Origin of the sequence: Kerstersia similis (assembly GCF_965139615.1) — a bacterium.
GTDB lineage: Bacteria > Pseudomonadota > Gammaproteobacteria > Burkholderiales > Burkholderiaceae_B > Kerstersia > Kerstersia similis.
The window spans coordinates 50,352-67,770 of sequence record NZ_CBCSIQ010000007.1; the positions used below are offsets into that span (position 1 = coordinate 50,352).

The following is a 17,419-nucleotide window of genomic DNA, read 5'->3' on the forward strand; positions in this document are numbered from 1 at the left end:
GGAGCCCTTCATGAGCGCCAGGCTTCCCTCTTTCATTCAAAGCAGTCAGCGCCCGTCCTGGCGCCTGGCAGACACGGAGTACCGCCATGCAACACTTCGACGCGTCGCAAACCCGCGCCCAGCTCTCTTTTGAAACCCTGATTCCCGCCTTGCGCCAGGCATTTGCCGAGGGCGGCACGGTACCGTTGCGCCACAATCATGCAATCGAATGCCAAGGTGCTCACGGCATCTCCTTGATCATGCCCGCCTGGAGCGAGCAAGGCTATTACGGCCTGAAAACCGTCAATATCTTCCCTGGCAATGGCCAACGCAATCTGCCAGGCCTGCATTCGACCTATATTCTTTACGATGCCACAACGGGCGTACCGCTGGCACTGATAGACGGCGACGAAATCACCTCGCGCCGCACCGCCGCAGCGGCTGCCTTGGGCGCGGATTTTCTCGCCCGGCCGGATGCGCGCCGCCTCTTGCTGCTGGGAGCAGGCCGTGTCGGCAGTCTGGTGCCGCGCGCCATGCGCGCCGTGCGCAAGATCGAGCATGTCGATATCTGGAACCCCAACCCCGAACGCGCCCAGGCACTGATCGAACAACTCCAGGCCGAAGGTTTGAGCGCCCGCCGGGTCGAAAACCTGGAACAAGCCGTGCACCAAGCCGACATCATCAGCTGTGCCACCTTATCGGAAGCCCCCCTGATCCAAGGCAAATGGCTGCAACCCGGCGTCCACCTTGACCTGATCGGCAGCTTCACACCCAAAATGAAAGAAAGCGACCCGGACTGCTTCATCGGCAACAAGGTGTTCGTGGACACAGACGAAGCGCCCACGAAATCGGGCGATCTGCTTGATGCCATCGCAACAGGACGCTTTCACCAAAGTGACATCTGCGCCAACCTGGAAACCCTGTGCCGCCAGCAGCACCCAGGCCGCACGCAGGCCAGCGACATCACCGTATTCAAGGCCGTGGGTTCCGCCCTCGAAGACCTGACGGCTGCCACGCTGGTGTACCAAAGCGGTCGTTGATGCCCGACTGCGCCGCGCAAGGATGTCTTCCCCAGACCATCCATCAACATTGGCCTTGATATGGACAGCTGCCCGGCCGAGCCGGGCAGCGTCGGCGTCTCTCCTGCCACCAGGACAGACGCCGATGCAAGCTCACCAGGAATAGAACGACAAGCCAGAAATCGGCTATCATCTCGCCTCGGCCACGGTCGCCAGACCGCAGCCCCACTGCCCGAGTGGTGAAATCGGTAGACACAAGGGACTTGAAAATTTGAGCCCTGCCGGGGAAACTTGGCAGGTGACGCCCGTCAAACTCGGCGAACGCCCTGGATGCCCCGGCATCCGCGCCAACGCCGAGCCAAGCCTGACCGTACACACGGCCAGGAAGGTGTAGAGAGCAGACGGCGGGCACCTACAGCCGCAAGGCCAAGGTGAAGGCGTGCTCCAGACCACGAACGTCCTGCGCCAGCAGAACGGCGGCGAAAGCCGAAGTGGTAAGAAAATCCCTCGCCGTCAGGCGTGCCGGTTCGATTCCGGCCTCGGGCACCAAATTCGCTTTTACAACGATGTACCGCTGCACACCAAACCCGCACCGGTCCTGAGCTGCCCCCCCGAAGGTTGGATCTATGTCCCATTTTCGGGGGGTAGTTCATTTTTGCTATGCGGTTTTTGTCCATGGAAGTCTGCGATTATGGAAAATGGCAGAAAACGCGGCATACCAAAACAAATAAAAAGGCAGCTTCTGCTGTTTCAACAGAAAGCTGCCTTCGAGTGAGTTTCAGCCTGCCATCAAGGCAGACCAAAAATCAAATAATCTGAATTTTCGTGGCGCAAGGGCCTTTTTGCCCTTGTCCCGGTACGAACGAAACGCGCTGGTTCTCTTCGAGAGATTTATGACCGTCGCCCTGAATTTCGCTGTAGTGTGCGAAGAGATCCTTGCCACCGAGTTCGGGCATGATAAATCCAAAGCCCTTTTCGTTGTTGAACCACTTCACAATGCCGGTTTCTGTATTCAATGTAAATCCTAATGTATGGAGAAAAATATCTCCAGCCCCACTATCGTTCATATATCATAGGAAAGCCAGGTATGTTACAAATAAATACATCTACCACCGATATCACCAGCCAATCGACCGATTGAAAAACTCACAATACATGTGCCTCGATCGAGAAGTAATGACACATCGTTCCCATTAGAACAAACATATGCCACATTCCGTGAGCATGCTTCACTCGGTTGGAGACGCGATAGAACAAGGTACCAGCGGTATAAAACACCGCACCGCAAAGCAAAAGAATAAAAGATTTTTCGCTTAACAGTGTCCATTCCTGAAACACTGAAAAAACCGCGGCCCATCCCAAACCGACGTAAATCCAGACTGAAGGCGCGCTCTCAGTCGTTGCCCGGCACTCAAAAAATACGCCCGCACCAGCGAGCAGCCAGAGCAGCAGGACAGATAGCCAGGCTATCCAATCCATTGAAGGGCTGATGATAAAGGGGGTTGCAGTCCCTGCGATCAATAGATAAATGGCGCAATGGTCCATTCGTTGCCATCGTCGCTTGGCCGGTTCCCGGGTACTGTGATAGAGCGTGGAAGCTAGGTAGAGCAGGATGGCCGACACGGAAAAAACAACCGTACCGACAATTCTGGCAGCGCTGCCCGTTTCGATGGCGCCTGTGACTAACCAAGTCGAACCCGCACTGGCCAGAACGAGCCCCAGCAAATGGCTAAGACTGTTGAAACGCTCGCCGTAGTACATGTGTCATGTCAGAAAATGCTTGAGCTGAAGCGCTCGACTCGGCCGGATTTGATGCAAAACCAGCCGGATGAGAGGCAACCGTCTCATCAGCGGAAGATGGCTGCAAGTCAGCCTGAGGCGTACAAGACTCAGCATGCAGATAGGCCTCTACGGAACCGCAGCGTAACACGCGAATATGACAGATCATCGCGGCCCAACGCAGATCCCGGCACGACCTCGTCTGTTAGCGCTCCCCATCAAATAAAAAATAAAATAATAACCATTCAATAAAATAAAAAATATTCAGAAATTCGAATCCCAGCCATACCGCTCAAAAAGCCAAGACAATTTCATATTATCCCCCTTCTCAGCAGAAGCCATCTTCGCTCCCTGACTTTTCTTGTCAACTCAACATTGCCTCCAACCTAAGGCCGGCAAAATACATCATTCTAAAAAAGAAATCCGATTTAAACCCCCCTCTCCTCTACATACATTGATTCAAGCCCATTGCCCCCAAAGGATGAGTCGAGTACAACACGGATGTCATGCGCCTCACGGGGCATGCCGCTTTCTCGCCCCCACCGGGGCCTTTTACTTTTTGGCAGGGTACGTGTGGCAAGCAATCAATCGAAACAAACGCTGAATCTGATTGACGTCATTTCCATTGGTATCGGGGCAATGGTCGGCGCTGGCATATTCGTGCTGATCGGGCAGGTCGCAGAATTGATGGATACCTTTACCTGGTTTTCCTTCGGCCTGGCGGGTGTGGTCTCGCTCTTGATCGGTTATGCCTATGCCCGCCTATCGGTGTATTACCCCACCAACGGGGGTTTGATCGACTATTTCCGGGCCGCCTTTTCCCGGCCATTGGTCATTACCCTGTCTTTTCTCTATATCGGCACGCTGATTCTGACCATCGCACTGGTCGCACGCGCCTTCGGCCTGTACGCAGCACAGTGGCTGCATCCCGGCCATGCCAATCTGGCACTGCTGGGCCTGGCCTATACCCTGGGCATCATCGTGCTACTGGCCTTGCTCAATATGTACAGCAATCACGCTGTCGGGCGTACCGAATCGCTGCTGGTGATTCTGAAACTGGGCATTTTGCTCATCTTCATTATCGCGGGCGCGGTTCAGCTCAAGCCGACCAGCCTGATTCCGTCTCCCCTGCCAGGTGCCGATCCGATTTTTTCCAGTCTGGGGCTGACCTTTTTTGCCTACGCCGGCTTCAATATGATGACCAATGCGGCAGATAAGGTAAAAAATCCTGCGCGCACCATGCCTTTGGCCTTCATTCTCGCCATCAGCATCACCATGCTGCTGTATGTCGCCCTGGCCATCATTCTGGCGTCCAGCCTATCCATGGCGCAACTGCGCGAGTACGCAGAAACGTCAATCGCCTATGCCGCCTATCCCGTGCTGGGCGCAACAGGCTTCGTGATGGTGTCGGCCGGCGCCTTGCTGGCCACATCTTCAGCCATCAATGCGACGATTTTTTCACTGTTCAATACCCTGGACAGCATGGGCCAATCCCGGGAAATTCCGGCCGCCCTCAATCGTCCGCTGTGGCGCAACGCGTCGTCCGGCAATGTCATCATCAGTATCGCCATCGCTATCCTGGCGCTCTGCTTCGATGTCAGCGTGCTGGCCGATGTTGTCAGCTTCACGTTCCTGGCCAGCTACTTTTTTGTTCTCATCGTTGCCTGGCGCATGCGCGCCAAGATTCATCTGGGTGCGGGCTTCCTGCTGCTGACCCTCGCGATTGTCTCGCTGATCATGCTGGGCTTCCTCTATAGCCTGGCCACCAGCAATCTGATGGCTATTGCCTCCATCCTGGCTGCCCTGGCGCTTTGCGCCGGCCTGGCATTCTGGCGCAATCGCTATCTCTCTGCCAGCGGCGCCACGGGCGCCCGGCCTCGCTAGAAAAACAGCCCTCCACCCAGGTTTACAGGTGCCTGCCGCCACAGCGGCGGGCGCCTGTCCGTCCGCTTTCCGTGCGTTCCGCTGAACGTCTGGCGCCCGCGGCTGCCCGCGCCATTTCCAATTCCCCGCCTGCACTTTCCCTGCCCCGCGCCCTGCCCCGCACTGGCTGTCCGTTCGCCATCGCAACCAGAAAAACCATCGCCCCACGACAATTAATTATCGTTTTACATAAAAATATTTTCATTGAACAGAAATAAAAGTGGATTTATAGTGCGCCCTACGCTTGACCCTTTCAAGCACACCAACCTAGACCCTGCACGAGGATTCCACATGTCACACCCCGACGCTCTGGCACGCACCAGCCAGAGAATGGCCGTTTTGACCCTGCTTCTGTTATTCGTGATGCTGACCCTCAATGCCGCCATCTGGTGTTACCCGGACCTAGGTTCAAAAGAAGGCGGATATGGCCTTGATTTCGCGCTATCCAATCAACTGATTCCCGCCACCTATGGCGTGGTCGAAAATCTGCCTGCCTGGCAACGAATAGGCGCCATTCTTATCTCCAGCATTCCACTGGTCATGCTCGCCATCAGCTTGCTGCATCTGCGCCAGCTGTTCCAGCACTACGCCCAGGGCGACTACTTTTCTGGCACGGCGGCAACCCATATGGAGAAAATGGGGCGCGCCGTGATGTATTGGGTACTATTGAATTTCCTGTGCCTGCCCATGCTCAGTGCCTGGGTCACGATGCGTGAACCAGCCGGGCAACGCTTCATTTCCATCGCCTTCGATTCAGCCAGCGTGGTCGCCTTGTTCGTCGCGGCCAGCATCATGGTCATCGCCCGCATCCTGAAAAAAGCGGCCACCCTGAATCAAGAAAACCAACAGTTCGTCTGACGCCATGCCAATTGAAGTTACCCTGGACCTGATGCTGGCCAAACGAAAGATCAAATCCAAAGACCTGGCTGCCGCCATCGGTATCACCGAAGCCAATCTGTCCCTGCTCAAGCAAGGCAAGGTCAAAGGCATACGTTTCGCAACGCTGGAAGCCATTTGCGACTATCTGCAATGCCAACCGGGCGACATTCTCGTTCATGTCAGCCCGGCCGCCGCCGAGTCGCCAACATCCCCTTGAACGGTAGGCGCTGGAGCGGTGCGACGCCCGCTCCACCACAGGCTCAACGGCGTGCATCCGCCTTGATCATGTCTGCCGCTTTTTCTGCAATCATGATGACTGGCGCATTGGTGTTGCCTGACGGCACCATGGGCATGATGGACGCATCAACCACGCGCACCCCTTCCAGGCCACGCACCTTGAGACGGCTGTCCACAACAGCCTGCGGCCCCTGCCCCATGGCACAAGTGCCGACCTGATGATGATAGGAAGACACGGCACTGCGGCAATAGTCTGCCAGCTCCGCGTCGCTCTGCTTGTCCGCGCCAGGATAGACTTCCCTGCCGCGCCAGGCTTGCAAAGCCTCTTGATCCGCAATCTCGCGCATCATCTTCACGCTGGCCACCAGCACGTCAATATCCTCCTGTGTCGCCAGCACATTGGGGTCCAGCAGCAACACGTCGTCCACCCCTTTGCCGCTCAGCCGCACCTCGCCGCGGCTGGTCGGCATCACGCAAGCCGCACACAATGTGAATGCATTGGCCGGCCCGCTTTGTTCTGGCGTGTAATACGGCACATTGAAGAACAAGGGCTGCATGTCCGGCCCTGGCAAATCCGGATCGGTCTTGGCAAACAATTGGGCATGCAAAGGCGTAATCGCCGGATTGGCGGCGAGGTCCGGTATCGCTTGCTTGCTCTCGTAAATCACGGGTACCAAGGTATGGTCATGCAGATTCTTGCCGACACCAGGCAAGTGCTGCACGACCGGAATATCGAATTGCGCCAGTTGCTCGCTATCCCCCACGCCGGACAGCATCAAAATCCTGGGTGATTCGATTGCACCGCCGCTCAGGATCACTTCCTTGCGGGCGCGTACAGTGTGAGGCTGGCCGGCCTGTTCATAGACCACGCCCTCACAACGCTTGCCATCAAACGCAAGCTGCTGAACCCGCGCATGGGTAACCAGACTCAGATTGGGGCGCTCCAGCGCCGGTCTCAAAAACGCAACGGCCGTACTGACACGCTTGCCATCCTTGGTATTGAGATGATTGAAACCCACTCCAAGAATGTCTTTGCCGTTATGGTCAGGATTGTAGGGATGGCCGGCCTGCACCGCCGCGTCCACCATGGCTTGGGTGACAGGATGCGGCGTGTAGTTCACAGTCACATGCAAAGGCCCGCCAGCACCGTGATAGTCGTCCGCCCCCAACTCGTAATCTTCCGACTTCTTGAAGTACGGCAACACATCCGCATAACCCCAGCCTTCATTCCCCTGCTGCGCCCAGGCGTCATAGACAGAGGCGTGCCCACGTACATAAATCATGCCATTGAGAGAACTGCTGCCGCCCAGGGTTTTTCCTCGCGGCCAGAACAGCGTACGGTCGTGCGCGTGTTCCTGGGGGACGGTTTCATAGGCCCAATCGTAGGGCGAGTGCCAAAGCTCGATCAGTCGCAATGGCGTGGAAATCAATTCCGAGTCATCCGGCCCGCCGGCCTCCAGCAGCAGTACCTTGACAGCCGGATCCTCAGTCAAACGGTTAGCCAGCACACACCCGGCGGAACCCGCGCCTACGATGATGTAGTCAAAGCTGCCGTCTTTGTCTTCGGCCGCGTTGACCCTGGCGCCCAGGACTCCTCCCACCATCAGCGTACCGCTGGCGATTCCCGCCGTTTTGATGAAACGTCGCCTGCCTGCGTTCGTGCCGTGCTGTTCTGCGCCCATTCTGTCTCTCCTGTTGTCAGGGTCGTGATCAAGACGAATTGATTCACTGACCGGTCGGTTTTCCAGAAAACTTTAGCGCTAAACGATTGGCTCAATCATGCAGGATTCCCTCAGCTTGACAAAGACATGGCAATACAAGCTGCACCTTCTCTGCGAATCCAAAAATTGACAATTCCTGATATTGCCAGCGTGGCATCGGTAAAGTCTTTGCAACGCTGAAGAACGCATTGCCAAACAAATTCCCGGAAACGCTGCGGACAATCAAACCCTTTGCAGATAGGCCTTCTCTTTCACCGCCCTGCGGTCTATGCTTTGAATGAATCATTCGCTTCAATGCGGTGGCCATACAGGGCCGGGCGCGATCTATTCGCGCCATTCCAGGCACCGTTCATTTCCCGGCAGTCCACTATCCATTGCGTGGAGTACGTATTTATGAAAAGAAGCACATTCTTAGCCGTGGCACTGTTCTCGACCAGTCTGGCACTGGTCGGTTGCCAAAGCGTGAACAGCCCGCAGGCGCAGTCGGAATTCGACTGCATTGCCGGTACGGTAGGTGGCGCCGTGGTCGGCGGCCTGCTGGGCAGCATGGTCGGCGACGGCACGGGCAAGACCATTGCCACGGTCGCGGGTGCTGGCGCTGGCAGCTATGCCGGTAATCAATTGGGTTGCAAATAAGCGAGGCGGCACAAAATGAAAGCAAAGAAATTATTCCTGGCCCTGGCGCTGGCCCTGCCGTTTTCCGCCAATGTCGCGCTGGCACAAGCACCGGTTTTCCAATTGGACGAAAGCGTATTCAAACAGCTCGATACCAACCAGGATGGCAAGATCAGCGAAGCGGAATACCGTGTTTTCATGGAACACGCCTTTGACAAACTGAATACCCAAGGCAATGGCGTCCTGAGCCGCGAAGAGGCTGCGCCGGTCTTTACTGCCAGTGAATTCGACCTGGTGGATACAGACAAAAACGGCAGAATTTCACGCGAGGAGTTCATCACTGCGGTCATGAATGATTTCCATCGCCAGGATCGCAACGGCGACGGTTTCCTGACCCGCTGACCTCCCCTGCTGCCGCGATTGCCCAGTTGTTCCAGCCAGCCTGGACAAACGGGCAATTTTCCGGCTCGTGGCCTTGGATCATCCCTTCCCGGAGCAGTCGCTATGTCCACTTCCCCTTCCATCCAGCGCGCAGTTGATGACGCCTTCCAAGCGTTCGGACAACTGCCTGGCGGCGCCAATGCCGATTACATCCCTTTTCTGGCGCAAGTGCCTGACAAACTCTCCGCGCTGGCGGTTGTCGGCATAGACGGCAGCCAATATTGCGCTGGCGATGTGCATTACCGTTTTGCCATTGAATCCATTTCCAAGGTCTGCACCCTGGCATTGGCTCTGGAAGACTGGGGGCACGATACGGTGCAGGAAAAGATAGGCGCGGATGCGACCGGCCTGCCTTTCAACTCCATCATGGCGCTGGAACTTCACGCAGGAAAACCGCTTTCCCCCCTGGTCAACGCAGGCGCCATCGCCACGGCCAGCCTGGTGAAAGCCGGCTCGGTGGAAGAACGCTGGCAGCGCATTCTTGCCATCCAGCAACAGCTGGGTTCGGGTGAGATTGCCTTGTCCGCCGAGTTGAATGAATCGGAACAGAGCACCAACGCCCATAATCGCGCTATCGCCTGGCTGCTGCACTCTGCCGGCTATATGTATTGCGACCCCATGGAGGCTTGCGATGTCTATACCCGCCAGTGTTCGACCTTGCTCGACTGTCTGGAACTGGCCACCATCGGCGCGACGCTGGCCAGCGGCGGCATTCATCCCTTCAGCGGCAAACGGATCCTGCAAGCAGAAAACACCCCGCGCATTCTGGCCGACATGACCATGGAAGGGCTGTACGACAGCTCGGGCGATTGGGCCTATACCGTCGGCCTGCCCGGTAAAAGTGGCGTTGGCGGCGGTCTTTTGGCCGTGGTTCCCGGCGTGCTGGCCATTGCGGCATTTTCTCCGCCCTTGGACGAATTCGGGAACAGCGTGCGTGGACAAAAGATGATAGCCGCGGTTGCCGACACCCTGGGCTACAACATCTACCGTTCGCCCGCCACGGCGCTGCCTCCGTCACGCTGAGACAGGCTGCCGCGTTCCGGCCGCCCGTCAGGCCGGAACGCCAGGCTCGCTTCCCTTTCACCAGGCATCCTGCGCGGACGCTCGCACACCTCGGAACCGCGATGGCGCGCCGGGAAGCAAGACACCGGCTGTCAGTCGGTGCTATCCAGGCAGCGAATGAAGTAGTCCTTCAGTTTCCTATCGGTGGGGACATCCAGGCGAAAGCCCAGCTCCAGGGCTTCCCACTCCTTGGAACCTACCGTGGTCAGTCCGCTATCCACGAACTCGTTGAGTTTCAGCCCGCTCGCCCGGCTTTCCAGCCCAACCAGCACCGCCCTGGCCCGGTCAAAACACAGCTCTGCCCGCTGCCGCATATCAACCTCGACCTGGGGCTCGGCAGCTGTGGCCGTTGCCGTCTCGCTGGCTGACAAGATTGGCGCAAACGCCCATAGCCCACACAGCACAAGTGCGCTGGCCGGCACTCTGAAAACAGACATGGGTAGCTCCCTTTTATTTAGTTGCTGTGCATATTAGTTCAAGTCCGGCGCTCAGCCATCCGCTTACCCGCGCTTCAGCGCGTTTGGCCGCTCAAACGGCAACTGTTTCCTGACAACGGCAAGCCGCCCTGGCAACAGCTGCATCGAGCCTCTCAAACGTCCTCTTCAGTGCAGCCTGTAGCTGCCCAAACAGAGCGGGCACACCATGCGCCCCCCCCTCTCTTGCAGGCATGAAAATGGCCGCTGGTGCGATAGACACCAACGGCCATGATTGCCGCTCCCGGCTGGCAACCAGAGCGGTATCGCCCTGGCTGCATACACTGAAGCCGCTTGCCTGACTCAAACCACCCGGGCAGTTACGGGCGCACTGCCGTCACTTCGATTTCAACTCGCCAGGCTGGATGGGCCAGCGCTGCCACCTGGAACGCCGAACGCGCGGGCAATACCGGCTGTTTTGCCGCATCACCATAGAACTGCGTGTAGCCTTCCATGAAACCGGAAAAATCCATCTTGCCATCGTTTTCCGGGCCACCCACCAGGAACACTTGCATCTTCACAACGTCCTCCAGGCCCAAGCCCAGGCTTTCCAGGTGTTTTTTCGTCTGATTCAGCACGCTGATGGTCTGTTCCTTGGTATTGCCGTAGGCTGCCAGAGAGTCCTTGGGCTGATCCGGATGGCTCACTTCCGGCACCTTGCCGCTCAGATACACCACGGTTTTTCCTGCCGGCACTTCCACCGCCGAGGAAATCGGGAAACTGCCAGCCCCGTGGCGCACAAGCTCTCCGGCAGCCAGCGCCGTCCCGGATGCCGTGAGCCCGGCCAAGACGGCCGCGGCCATCGTTTTTTGCATCATTCCTGCCATGAAACTATCCTTTTTCGCGTCTTGCATATGCTTGCCCGAACTTACAGCAAGCGGCTGAGATGGAAGGGTTTGGGGTCGATCTTCGGCGTTTCGCCAGTGATCATATCGGCCATCAGCTGGCCGGCGGCCGGGCCTTGGGTCAGACCGAAGTCGAAGCCCGAAGACACGAACAGCCCTGGCACGCTTTCGACATCGGAAATGACGGGAATCAGGTCGTTGGCCACATTCACCACTCCGCCCCAACGCTCGATGACCTTGGCATTTTCAAAGACTGGGAATTCGCCACGCAACCACGACAGCGAGGTATCCAGCAATTCGTTATTGGGCGTAGGCGCTGTGACGCGTGCCAGTTCGAACGGGCTGACTTCATCCATTTTCCACGAACGCGGTGTCTGGAAGGAGCGCACCAGATCACGGTTGAGCGCCAAATCCATGTGCAGGCCACCCAGGTGTTTGGGCAGATGCGGCAGGAAGTCGGCCGCCAGCGCAAAGCTGTCACGGATGATGGGAGCGGTCAGATAGCGGGGGCCATTCGAATAGCTGCCGTCCACTTCCTTACGCCACACCACGATACCTGCATGGCCGCATGCCGGCGGCGCGCCGGCAACATCGCTGATACGCTGCTGCGACAGGTAAACAGGCAGCAATGGCAGGTTGATGCCTGCATTGCCGCAGAACAAGCGTGACCAATATCCCCCCGCCACAACGACGGTCTTGGCACGAATCGGGCCTTTTTCAGTGATGACGCCGGAGACTGCGCCACCTTCGGTTTCAAAGCCACGTACCGCGCAATTGGTGACGATTTTCACGCCTTGGGTCTGGACATAGCGCGCCAGCATCGACGCGCCGAGGGCCGGCTCGATACTGCCGTCGTCTTCTTGCAAGAATGCGGTTTTCCACGGTGTTTTCGCGCCGGGCAAACGCTCTTCCAGTTCAACCCCCTCGATAAACCGGGCACGGATGGGCGCATGCTCCGGCGCCTGCTGGCGTGCCTCGGCAAGCCAGGCTTCGACCTTGGCCACATCTTCATCATTGGCGCATGCCTGCACACGTCCATACGAGCGATAGCTGGTGTCGGCGCCGATTTTCTCGTTCATGCCGCGCCAGAGGTACTTGCTGTGCTGGATCAGCTCGGTAATGCCGTCCAGGCCGTAGCTCGTGACCTGCCCGTAGGCACGGCTGGACTGTTCGCCTGCGATCACGCCCTTCTCGCAAATGACAACCGACAGGCCGCGCTCGGCCAGGTACAGCGCCGTCGCAACACCGATCATGCCGGCCCCGACAATCACCACATCCGCACTGGCCGGCAAGGTATCGTCGCCCGCGACCGGCAAGGCACGCGAGGTCGTTGCTTCCAGCACGCTATCGCGCAGCAGCATGGGCGTTACCGCCGCACCGCCAGCAACCACCACACCGGCACCGGCTCCAATCAGAAGTTTCCGCCTGGTAATCTTCATAATAGTTACTTCTATTCTCGTTAAATGTGCGAATGCACCGGACCCTGAGCATCCGGTACGTGTGCGATCGTTATCGTTGGCTAACGCTGGTACTACCGGCGCGCAGGTCCGGCAATGCCATGGGCAAAACTGCCCCTACAGGGCCAGGCAGCGAAAAAGCCAAAGGTATTTAAGGCATCCATGACCACTCTCATGAGCAAGGCTGATGACGGACACAGGACAGACGAGATGAAATGCCATCAGACGGCCTCTATCGAGGATAGCCGGCCAGCATACGGAAAGCCGCCGGACGATTGGCATTTCAGCCAGTGTGCGTCATACGCAAGCGATGCCATGCAATCACGGGCATCAAAATGAACCGCCCCCAATCGGGCGAGTGCTCATGCAAAAGTTCCAAAGTCATACTGATGGCGCGCATTGTGGGGCATTCTTGAAACGCTCACAACCGTGTCACATAAAAAACATATTTGCATAATATGTAAAAATAAAAAGGGCTCATCGCATCCTTTACCGGATGAAGACGGTGAAGGAGTCCTCCCATCCTCGCAAAATTTCCTCGGCCGATCGGTTCAGAATTTTCGTAAATCATTAATAAATCAACCTCTCCTGGCTACAAGCTGAGAAATCATGAGCAGAAACCTTGAATCCGGTGTGATTCATGCAATGAGAGCATTCTTACGCGTAGTGGATAGCGGCAGTTTTACTGCTGCCGGTGAGCAAATGGAGCTGACCACCGCCCAGGTCTCCCGCCTGGTGGCGGATCTGGAGCGACGGCTGGGCGCCAAACTGCTGCAACGCACGACTCGCAGCCGTGTGCTGACCGATATCGGCCGCGATTACGCGGCACGCTGCCGCGAGATCCTGACGCTGGTAGAAGAAGCCGAAGCCAGCGCCGCCGGCGCCACCGCCAAGCCCCAGGGCCGGCTGCGCCTGCAATGCATGGCCAGCTTTGGCCAACATTATGTCGCGCCGCTGCTGGCGGACTTCTGCGCGCACTACCCAGGCTTGAACGTCAACTACAGCACATCGCAATATTTTCCCGACCTGCTGGCCGATGGCGTGGACGTCAGCCTGTATCTGGCGGAATCCTTGACAGATTCCGGCCTGACTGCCCGGCGCCTGGGCACCACCTTCTCCCTCCTCTGCGCCTCTCCGGATTATGTCCGGCAACGCGGGCTGCCTGTCTTTCCTGCCGACCTGGACGGCCATGATTGCCTGCGCGTGGTCAACCCTTCCGTTTCCCCCGACTGGCGCCTGACGGATCATCAAGGCAACAGCTACAGTTTTACTCCCCAAGGGTCACTGGTCGCAGATACACCGGAACTGCTGCTGGAAATGGCGACGCGCGGCGCAGGCGTCACGCTGCTGCCGCTGTTTTCCGTGATCGACGCCATCCAGGCGGGCCGCTTGATACGCGTTCTGCCACGCTGGCGCTCCCCGGATATCGGCGTGTTTGCGCTCCTGCCCTCACGCTCGTTTGTCGATGCGAAAACCCGTGTGTGGCTCAAGTGGATCGAGCAGCATATTTCCCCCCGCCTGCAAGCCGACGCCGCCTATTTCTCTCCTGCCGACGCATAGGGTTCAGGCCCCTGCGCCACCGTTTTCCCGATATGGGCAGGCTAGAGAAAACCCCGTGTTGCCTGCTGCTTTAACTGCTTGATACATTGCTCAAAAAAACAGAACGAACATTCGTTCTAATATCCAATGACCATGACTGCCCTGGCTTCCCCCTCTGTTTCCCTGACGCTGTTCCCCGAGCTTGGCTCACGCCATGTTGCCACCTTGCGGGCCGCGCTGCGCCTGTTTACCGAAAAAGGCTACTTCAGCACATCCATTCATGACATCGGTAGTGCAGCCAATGTTTCTGTCGGCTTCATGTACCACCATTTCTCCGATAAGCAAGGCCTGGCGCTGGCGCTCTACCAGCATTTGCTCAATCGCATGAATACCCTGCTTGACGATATCGAAGCCACGCAAGTGTCCGCCAGCAGCCGCTGCCGCGATGTCGTCCGCATGCTGTTTGAACTGACCGAAGCCGAACCCGATGTCATGGCTTTCATCGTGCATGCCCGGCACCAGGAGTTCCTACCCGGTGAGCCGTCCATCTGTTCATCCACACCGTTTGTCCGCATGCGCAACTTTGTTTTCCAGGGCATAGACGCCGGGGAAATCCGTGCCATCGAGCCCATTGTTGCCGCGTCCATGATGTATGGCGCAGCCATTCGCATGGTCTGTTTGCGGCTGGACGGTGTGATTGCCGAACCGCTGGAGCACTATCTTGATGAACTTTGGACGAATACCTGGCAATCTCTGAAAACTTAATTTTTTTTTAATAAACCAGAACGAACATTCGTTCTGATAATTCAACTACCCTGAGGAGGGTTCCATGGCACATCGCGTACTTATCATCGGCGGTGGAATAGGCGGCACCATGACCGCCAACCATCTGGTGACCAAGCTGTACCCTGAGATCCGTTCGGGCAAAGTGCAAGTCACTATGCTGTCGAACTCCCCTTGGCACTATTACAAACCCGCCTTCATGTATGTGGCGTTCAACAGTTTTTTCCGCGATGAACTGCGCCGCCCGCAACGAGGACTGTTGCGGCCCGAGGTGGACTTCCTCATTGAGGAAGTCGAATCGTTCGAGTTCAAGGCCAACCGCGTACGCTGCAAAAGCGGCAAGCAGGTAGGCTACGACCATCTGATCATCTCTACCGGCTGCATCCCCTCTCCGGAACGCATCGAAGGCCTCAAGGAAGCAGGCGACCACTTCTACCAGCATGCGCCTGCCCGCCAGCTGGCCGAAAAACTGAGCACCATCGAGCAAGGACGGATTTTCATTACCGTCACCTTCCCCAAGACTCCCAATGTGCCGCATCAATGCGGTATTGCCCCTATCGAAACCACGCTGATGCTGGATGATCTGCTGCGCAAACGCGGGGTGCGCGACAAAGTGGAAATCGTGTACACCTACCCCACGGTATCGCAGTTGCTGCGCAACTGCCTGTTCCTGCAGAAAGACACCTGCGAAGTGCTACCGACGATTTTCGAGCAGCGCGGCATCAAGTACCAACGCGGTTTTACGCTCGACCACGTGGATCCCGACCGGAAAATCGCCTACTCAGCGGAAGGCAAAGACGAGAACTTCGACATCCTGATGGCCACTCCGCCGATCCGTGCCGTTGACGCCGTACAACGCACTGGCATATCCGAAGCGCTGGACGGCGAAGGCTGGCTGCCCACCAACCACGAAACCATGCAGGTCTATGGCCTGGAAAATGTCTATGTGCTTGGTGACACCGTCGATTTGCCGGTCAGCAAGGCGGGCGGCTCCTGCCACAGCCAATCACCGGTCGTCGTCAATAACGTTGCCTCCGAAATCCGCTTCGGCCACCCCTGCGATGCCTATGACGGACGCGTGGTTGCCATCGCCCAGATGGGCCTGGAAGACGGCATGCCGCTTTGGTATGACTATCACGTGGACGTCAAACCGACACCGCCCAACAAACTTGGCGGCCTGATGCGCAAGGGCTTCAACCGCGGCCTGTACTGGTCAGTCGCGCGCGGCCTGGTGTAAGCCCGGGGCAGCGCCTCTCTCCCCCTATTCCGTATTGGAGCCATATCATGAGCACCTCTGACAACACCCAAGCCACCCCTCAGCCCGATCCCTGCAGCTTGCTCAAGGACGAGGCCGCCATGCAGGGGCTGGCTGAACTGGTCGGCAAGCTCGAACCGCTGCTGGCAGGCCGCCGCCTGAACCGTATCGTTGATCTGCTATCGGTCACTGCTGACCTGGTGGACATGAGCGATGCCTATATGATCGAAAAGCTCGCCAAGGCCTACGAGGAAACCACTGGCGCGCTCTGGACAGCGGGCAATGCCGTCCGCATGGCCAATGCCCAGGTGTCGCAGATGCAGGAAACGCCTTCGCTGCTGGGCCTGGTGCGCATGGCACGCGACGAAGATGTACGCCGGGGATTGACCTTCCTCTTGGCCGTCGCGGGCGTCCTGGGCAAGCAAATGTCGCAGCCGCCGCTGGATTACACGGCGGATTGAACGCTGCGGCCAGCCAGCCTGGCCGCAGCCGGCCGAGCAGCGCCGTCCGCTCAGACGCGGCGCTGCCTGGCCGGGCGTGGCGCAGCCGGCAACTGGCGAAAATACTCGCCAGGCGTCTGCCCCATCATGCTGCGGAAAAAGGCGATGAAAACGCTATCGCTGGAAAACTCCAGTTCCGCTGCCGTGGCTGCAATGCTTTTCCCGATCGACAGCCATTCCATGGCCCGCATCAAGCGCCACTGCTGACGCCATTGCTGGTACCCCATCCCGGTTTCCTTGCGGAAAATGCGTCCGATGGTTTTGCCGCTCGCACCTACCTGCTGCTCCAGGGCCTGCAGGGTCGGCGGCAGCTTGTCCATCTCCTTCAATAGCCTGGCCAGCCGGCGGTCAGAAGGCATGGGCAGCAACATAGGCTGCACCGGCGCCTGGGCGATCTCATCGAGACACAGGCCCAACAAATGCAGATAACGTCCTTGCGTCCAGTCCTGTTCAAAAGGCGCCAGCGCCATGGGCTCCAGAACCGCACGCAGCAGCGCACTGACCTCGATCACCCGCACATCCGCCGGCATCTGCGCCGCCACTGCCGGATGAAAATACAAAGACCGGTAATCAACGATACGCGTCATGCTGGCACGATGTGTCACATGCGGCGGAATCCAGACCGCGCGTGACGGCGGCATCAGGCACAGCCAGGCCTCGAACGTAATTTTGATGCAGCCCTGGCAGGCGTACAGCAACTGGCCTCGTGCATGGCTATGCATGCCCGAATCATGATCCGCCAGTTCCGAAGCAATGCCGACGACGGGCGCCGTATGCTGATCCGCATCGAATATCGCGCTGGGAGCAATCCAAGCCATCAGGAGTCTGTCCGATTTCAGATATTTTTTGTCCAGGCAAGCATAATCGGAATCGCCATCCCCTACCAGAATGTTCTCCTTCGTTATTCAAGGA

The 17,419-nt window shown here is 57.8% G+C and carries 20 protein-coding genes; 12 read left to right on the forward strand and 8 right to left on the reverse strand.

Annotated features, from left to right (window positions below; translation table 11 throughout):
• Window positions 1–86 precede the first annotated feature (86 nt).
• Complete coding sequence (gene lhpI, locus ACNA1V_RS06390; RefSeq protein ID WP_415832761.1) at window positions 87–1,019, forward strand: bifunctional Delta(1)-pyrroline-2-carboxylate/Delta(1)-piperideine-2-carboxylate reductase; 933 nt, start codon at window positions 87–89, stop codon at window positions 1,017–1,019.
• A gap of 418 nt (window positions 1,020–1,437) precedes the next feature.
• Complete coding sequence (locus tag ACNA1V_RS06395; RefSeq protein WP_415832762.1) at window positions 1,438–1,773, forward strand: hypothetical protein; 336 nt, start codon at window positions 1,438–1,440, stop codon at window positions 1,771–1,773.
• 31 nt (window positions 1,774–1,804) lie between these two features.
• On the opposite strand, the gene ACNA1V_RS06400 is transcribed toward ACNA1V_RS06395, so the two are convergent.
• Entirely contained in the window at window positions 1,805–2,014 is a 210-nt protein-coding gene (locus tag ACNA1V_RS06400) for a cold-shock protein (RefSeq protein WP_415832835.1), read from the reverse strand.
• A gap of 130 nt (window positions 2,015–2,144) precedes the next feature.
• Window positions 2,145–2,759, reverse strand: coding sequence for a PAQR family membrane homeostasis protein TrhA (gene trhA, locus ACNA1V_RS06405; RefSeq protein WP_415832763.1), 615 nt, complete (start codon window positions 2,757–2,759; stop codon window positions 2,145–2,147).
• 591 nt (window positions 2,760–3,350) lie between these two features.
• Between trhA and ACNA1V_RS06410 the strand changes: the two genes are divergently transcribed.
• From ACNA1V_RS06410 to ACNA1V_RS06420, 3 genes are all read left to right on the forward strand, one after another.
• Complete coding sequence (locus tag ACNA1V_RS06410) at window positions 3,351–4,661, forward strand: APC family permease (RefSeq protein ID WP_415832764.1); 1,311 nt, start codon at window positions 3,351–3,353, stop codon at window positions 4,659–4,661.
• A gap of 243 nt (window positions 4,662–4,904) precedes the next feature.
• Window positions 4,905–5,558, forward strand: a complete 654-nt coding sequence (locus ACNA1V_RS06415) for a DUF2975 domain-containing protein (protein WP_415832765.1) — start codon at window positions 4,905–4,907, stop codon at window positions 5,556–5,558.
• A 4-nt stretch (window positions 5,559–5,562) separates the two neighbouring features.
• Window positions 5,563–5,796, forward strand: coding sequence for a helix-turn-helix domain-containing protein (locus ACNA1V_RS06420; RefSeq protein ID WP_415832766.1), 234 nt, complete (start codon window positions 5,563–5,565; stop codon window positions 5,794–5,796).
• 43 nt (window positions 5,797–5,839) lie between these two features.
• Here the strand turns inward: ACNA1V_RS06420 and ACNA1V_RS06425 are convergent, their stop codons facing one another.
• Together ACNA1V_RS06425 and ACNA1V_RS06430 are read right to left on the reverse strand one after the other, a co-directional pair.
• Entirely contained in the window at window positions 5,840–7,498 is a 1,659-nt protein-coding gene (locus ACNA1V_RS06425; RefSeq protein WP_415832767.1) for a GMC family oxidoreductase, read from the reverse strand.
• A 91-nt stretch (window positions 7,499–7,589) separates the two neighbouring features.
• Window positions 7,590–7,844: a hypothetical protein gene (locus tag ACNA1V_RS06430; RefSeq protein WP_415832768.1), complete on the reverse strand. Its 255-nt coding sequence runs from the start codon at window positions 7,842–7,844 to the stop codon at window positions 7,590–7,592.
• Between the two features lie 86 nt (window positions 7,845–7,930).
• On the opposite strand from ACNA1V_RS06430, the gene ACNA1V_RS06435 reads away from it, so the two are divergent.
• The 3 genes from ACNA1V_RS06435 (at window position 7,931) to glsA (ending at window position 9,616) form a co-directional block, all read left to right on the forward strand.
• Window positions 7,931–8,173 (forward strand): glycine zipper 2TM domain-containing protein, encoded by a 243-nt coding sequence (locus ACNA1V_RS06435; RefSeq protein WP_415832769.1) that lies wholly within the window; start codon window positions 7,931–7,933, stop codon window positions 8,171–8,173.
• 15 nt (window positions 8,174–8,188) lie between these two features.
• A complete protein-coding gene (locus ACNA1V_RS06440) occupies window positions 8,189–8,554 on the forward strand; it encodes an EF-hand domain-containing protein (RefSeq protein ID WP_415832770.1) in 366 nt (121 codons plus the stop codon).
• A gap of 102 nt (window positions 8,555–8,656) precedes the next feature.
• Window positions 8,657–9,616, forward strand: coding sequence for a glutaminase A (glsA, locus tag ACNA1V_RS06445; protein ID WP_415832771.1), 960 nt, complete (start codon window positions 8,657–8,659; stop codon window positions 9,614–9,616).
• Between the two features lie 131 nt (window positions 9,617–9,747).
• Here the strand turns inward: glsA and ACNA1V_RS06450 are convergent, their stop codons facing one another.
• The 3 genes from ACNA1V_RS06450 to ACNA1V_RS06460 form a co-directional block, all read right to left on the reverse strand.
• Complete coding sequence (locus tag ACNA1V_RS06450) at window positions 9,748–10,092, reverse strand: hypothetical protein (RefSeq protein ID WP_415832772.1); 345 nt, start codon at window positions 10,090–10,092, stop codon at window positions 9,748–9,750.
• Window positions 10,093–10,448: 356 nt separating this feature from the next.
• Entirely contained in the window at window positions 10,449–10,946 is a 498-nt protein-coding gene (locus tag ACNA1V_RS06455) for a RidA family protein (protein WP_415832773.1), read from the reverse strand.
• A gap of 50 nt (window positions 10,947–10,996) precedes the next feature.
• Window positions 10,997–12,412 (reverse strand): NAD(P)/FAD-dependent oxidoreductase, encoded by a 1,416-nt coding sequence (locus ACNA1V_RS06460; protein ID WP_415832774.1) that lies wholly within the window; start codon window positions 12,410–12,412, stop codon window positions 10,997–10,999.
• Between the two features lie 663 nt (window positions 12,413–13,075).
• Between ACNA1V_RS06460 and ACNA1V_RS06465 the strand changes: the two genes are divergently transcribed.
• The 4 genes from ACNA1V_RS06465 to ACNA1V_RS06480 all read left to right on the forward strand — a co-directional run bounded on the left by ACNA1V_RS06465 (window position 13,076) and on the right by ACNA1V_RS06480 (window position 16,468).
• Complete coding sequence (locus ACNA1V_RS06465) at window positions 13,076–13,990, forward strand: LysR family transcriptional regulator (RefSeq protein ID WP_415832775.1); 915 nt, start codon at window positions 13,076–13,078, stop codon at window positions 13,988–13,990.
• A 126-nt stretch (window positions 13,991–14,116) separates the two neighbouring features.
• A complete protein-coding gene (locus tag ACNA1V_RS06470) occupies window positions 14,117–14,734 on the forward strand; it encodes a TetR/AcrR family transcriptional regulator (protein ID WP_415832776.1) in 618 nt (205 codons plus the stop codon).
• Between the two features lie 64 nt (window positions 14,735–14,798).
• Entirely contained in the window at window positions 14,799–15,989 is a 1,191-nt protein-coding gene (locus ACNA1V_RS06475) for an NAD(P)/FAD-dependent oxidoreductase (RefSeq protein ID WP_415832777.1), read from the forward strand.
• 47 nt (window positions 15,990–16,036) lie between these two features.
• Complete coding sequence (locus ACNA1V_RS06480) at window positions 16,037–16,468, forward strand: DUF1641 domain-containing protein (RefSeq protein ID WP_415832778.1); 432 nt, start codon at window positions 16,037–16,039, stop codon at window positions 16,466–16,468.
• Window positions 16,469–16,518: 50 nt separating this feature from the next.
• Here ACNA1V_RS06480 and ACNA1V_RS06485 read toward each other — a convergent pair whose 3' ends face one another.
• On the reverse strand, window positions 16,519–17,325 hold the full coding sequence (locus ACNA1V_RS06485; protein WP_415832779.1) for an AraC family transcriptional regulator: 807 nt from the start codon (window positions 17,323–17,325) through the stop codon (window positions 16,519–16,521).
• Between the last annotated feature and the right edge of the window lie 94 nt (window positions 17,326–17,419).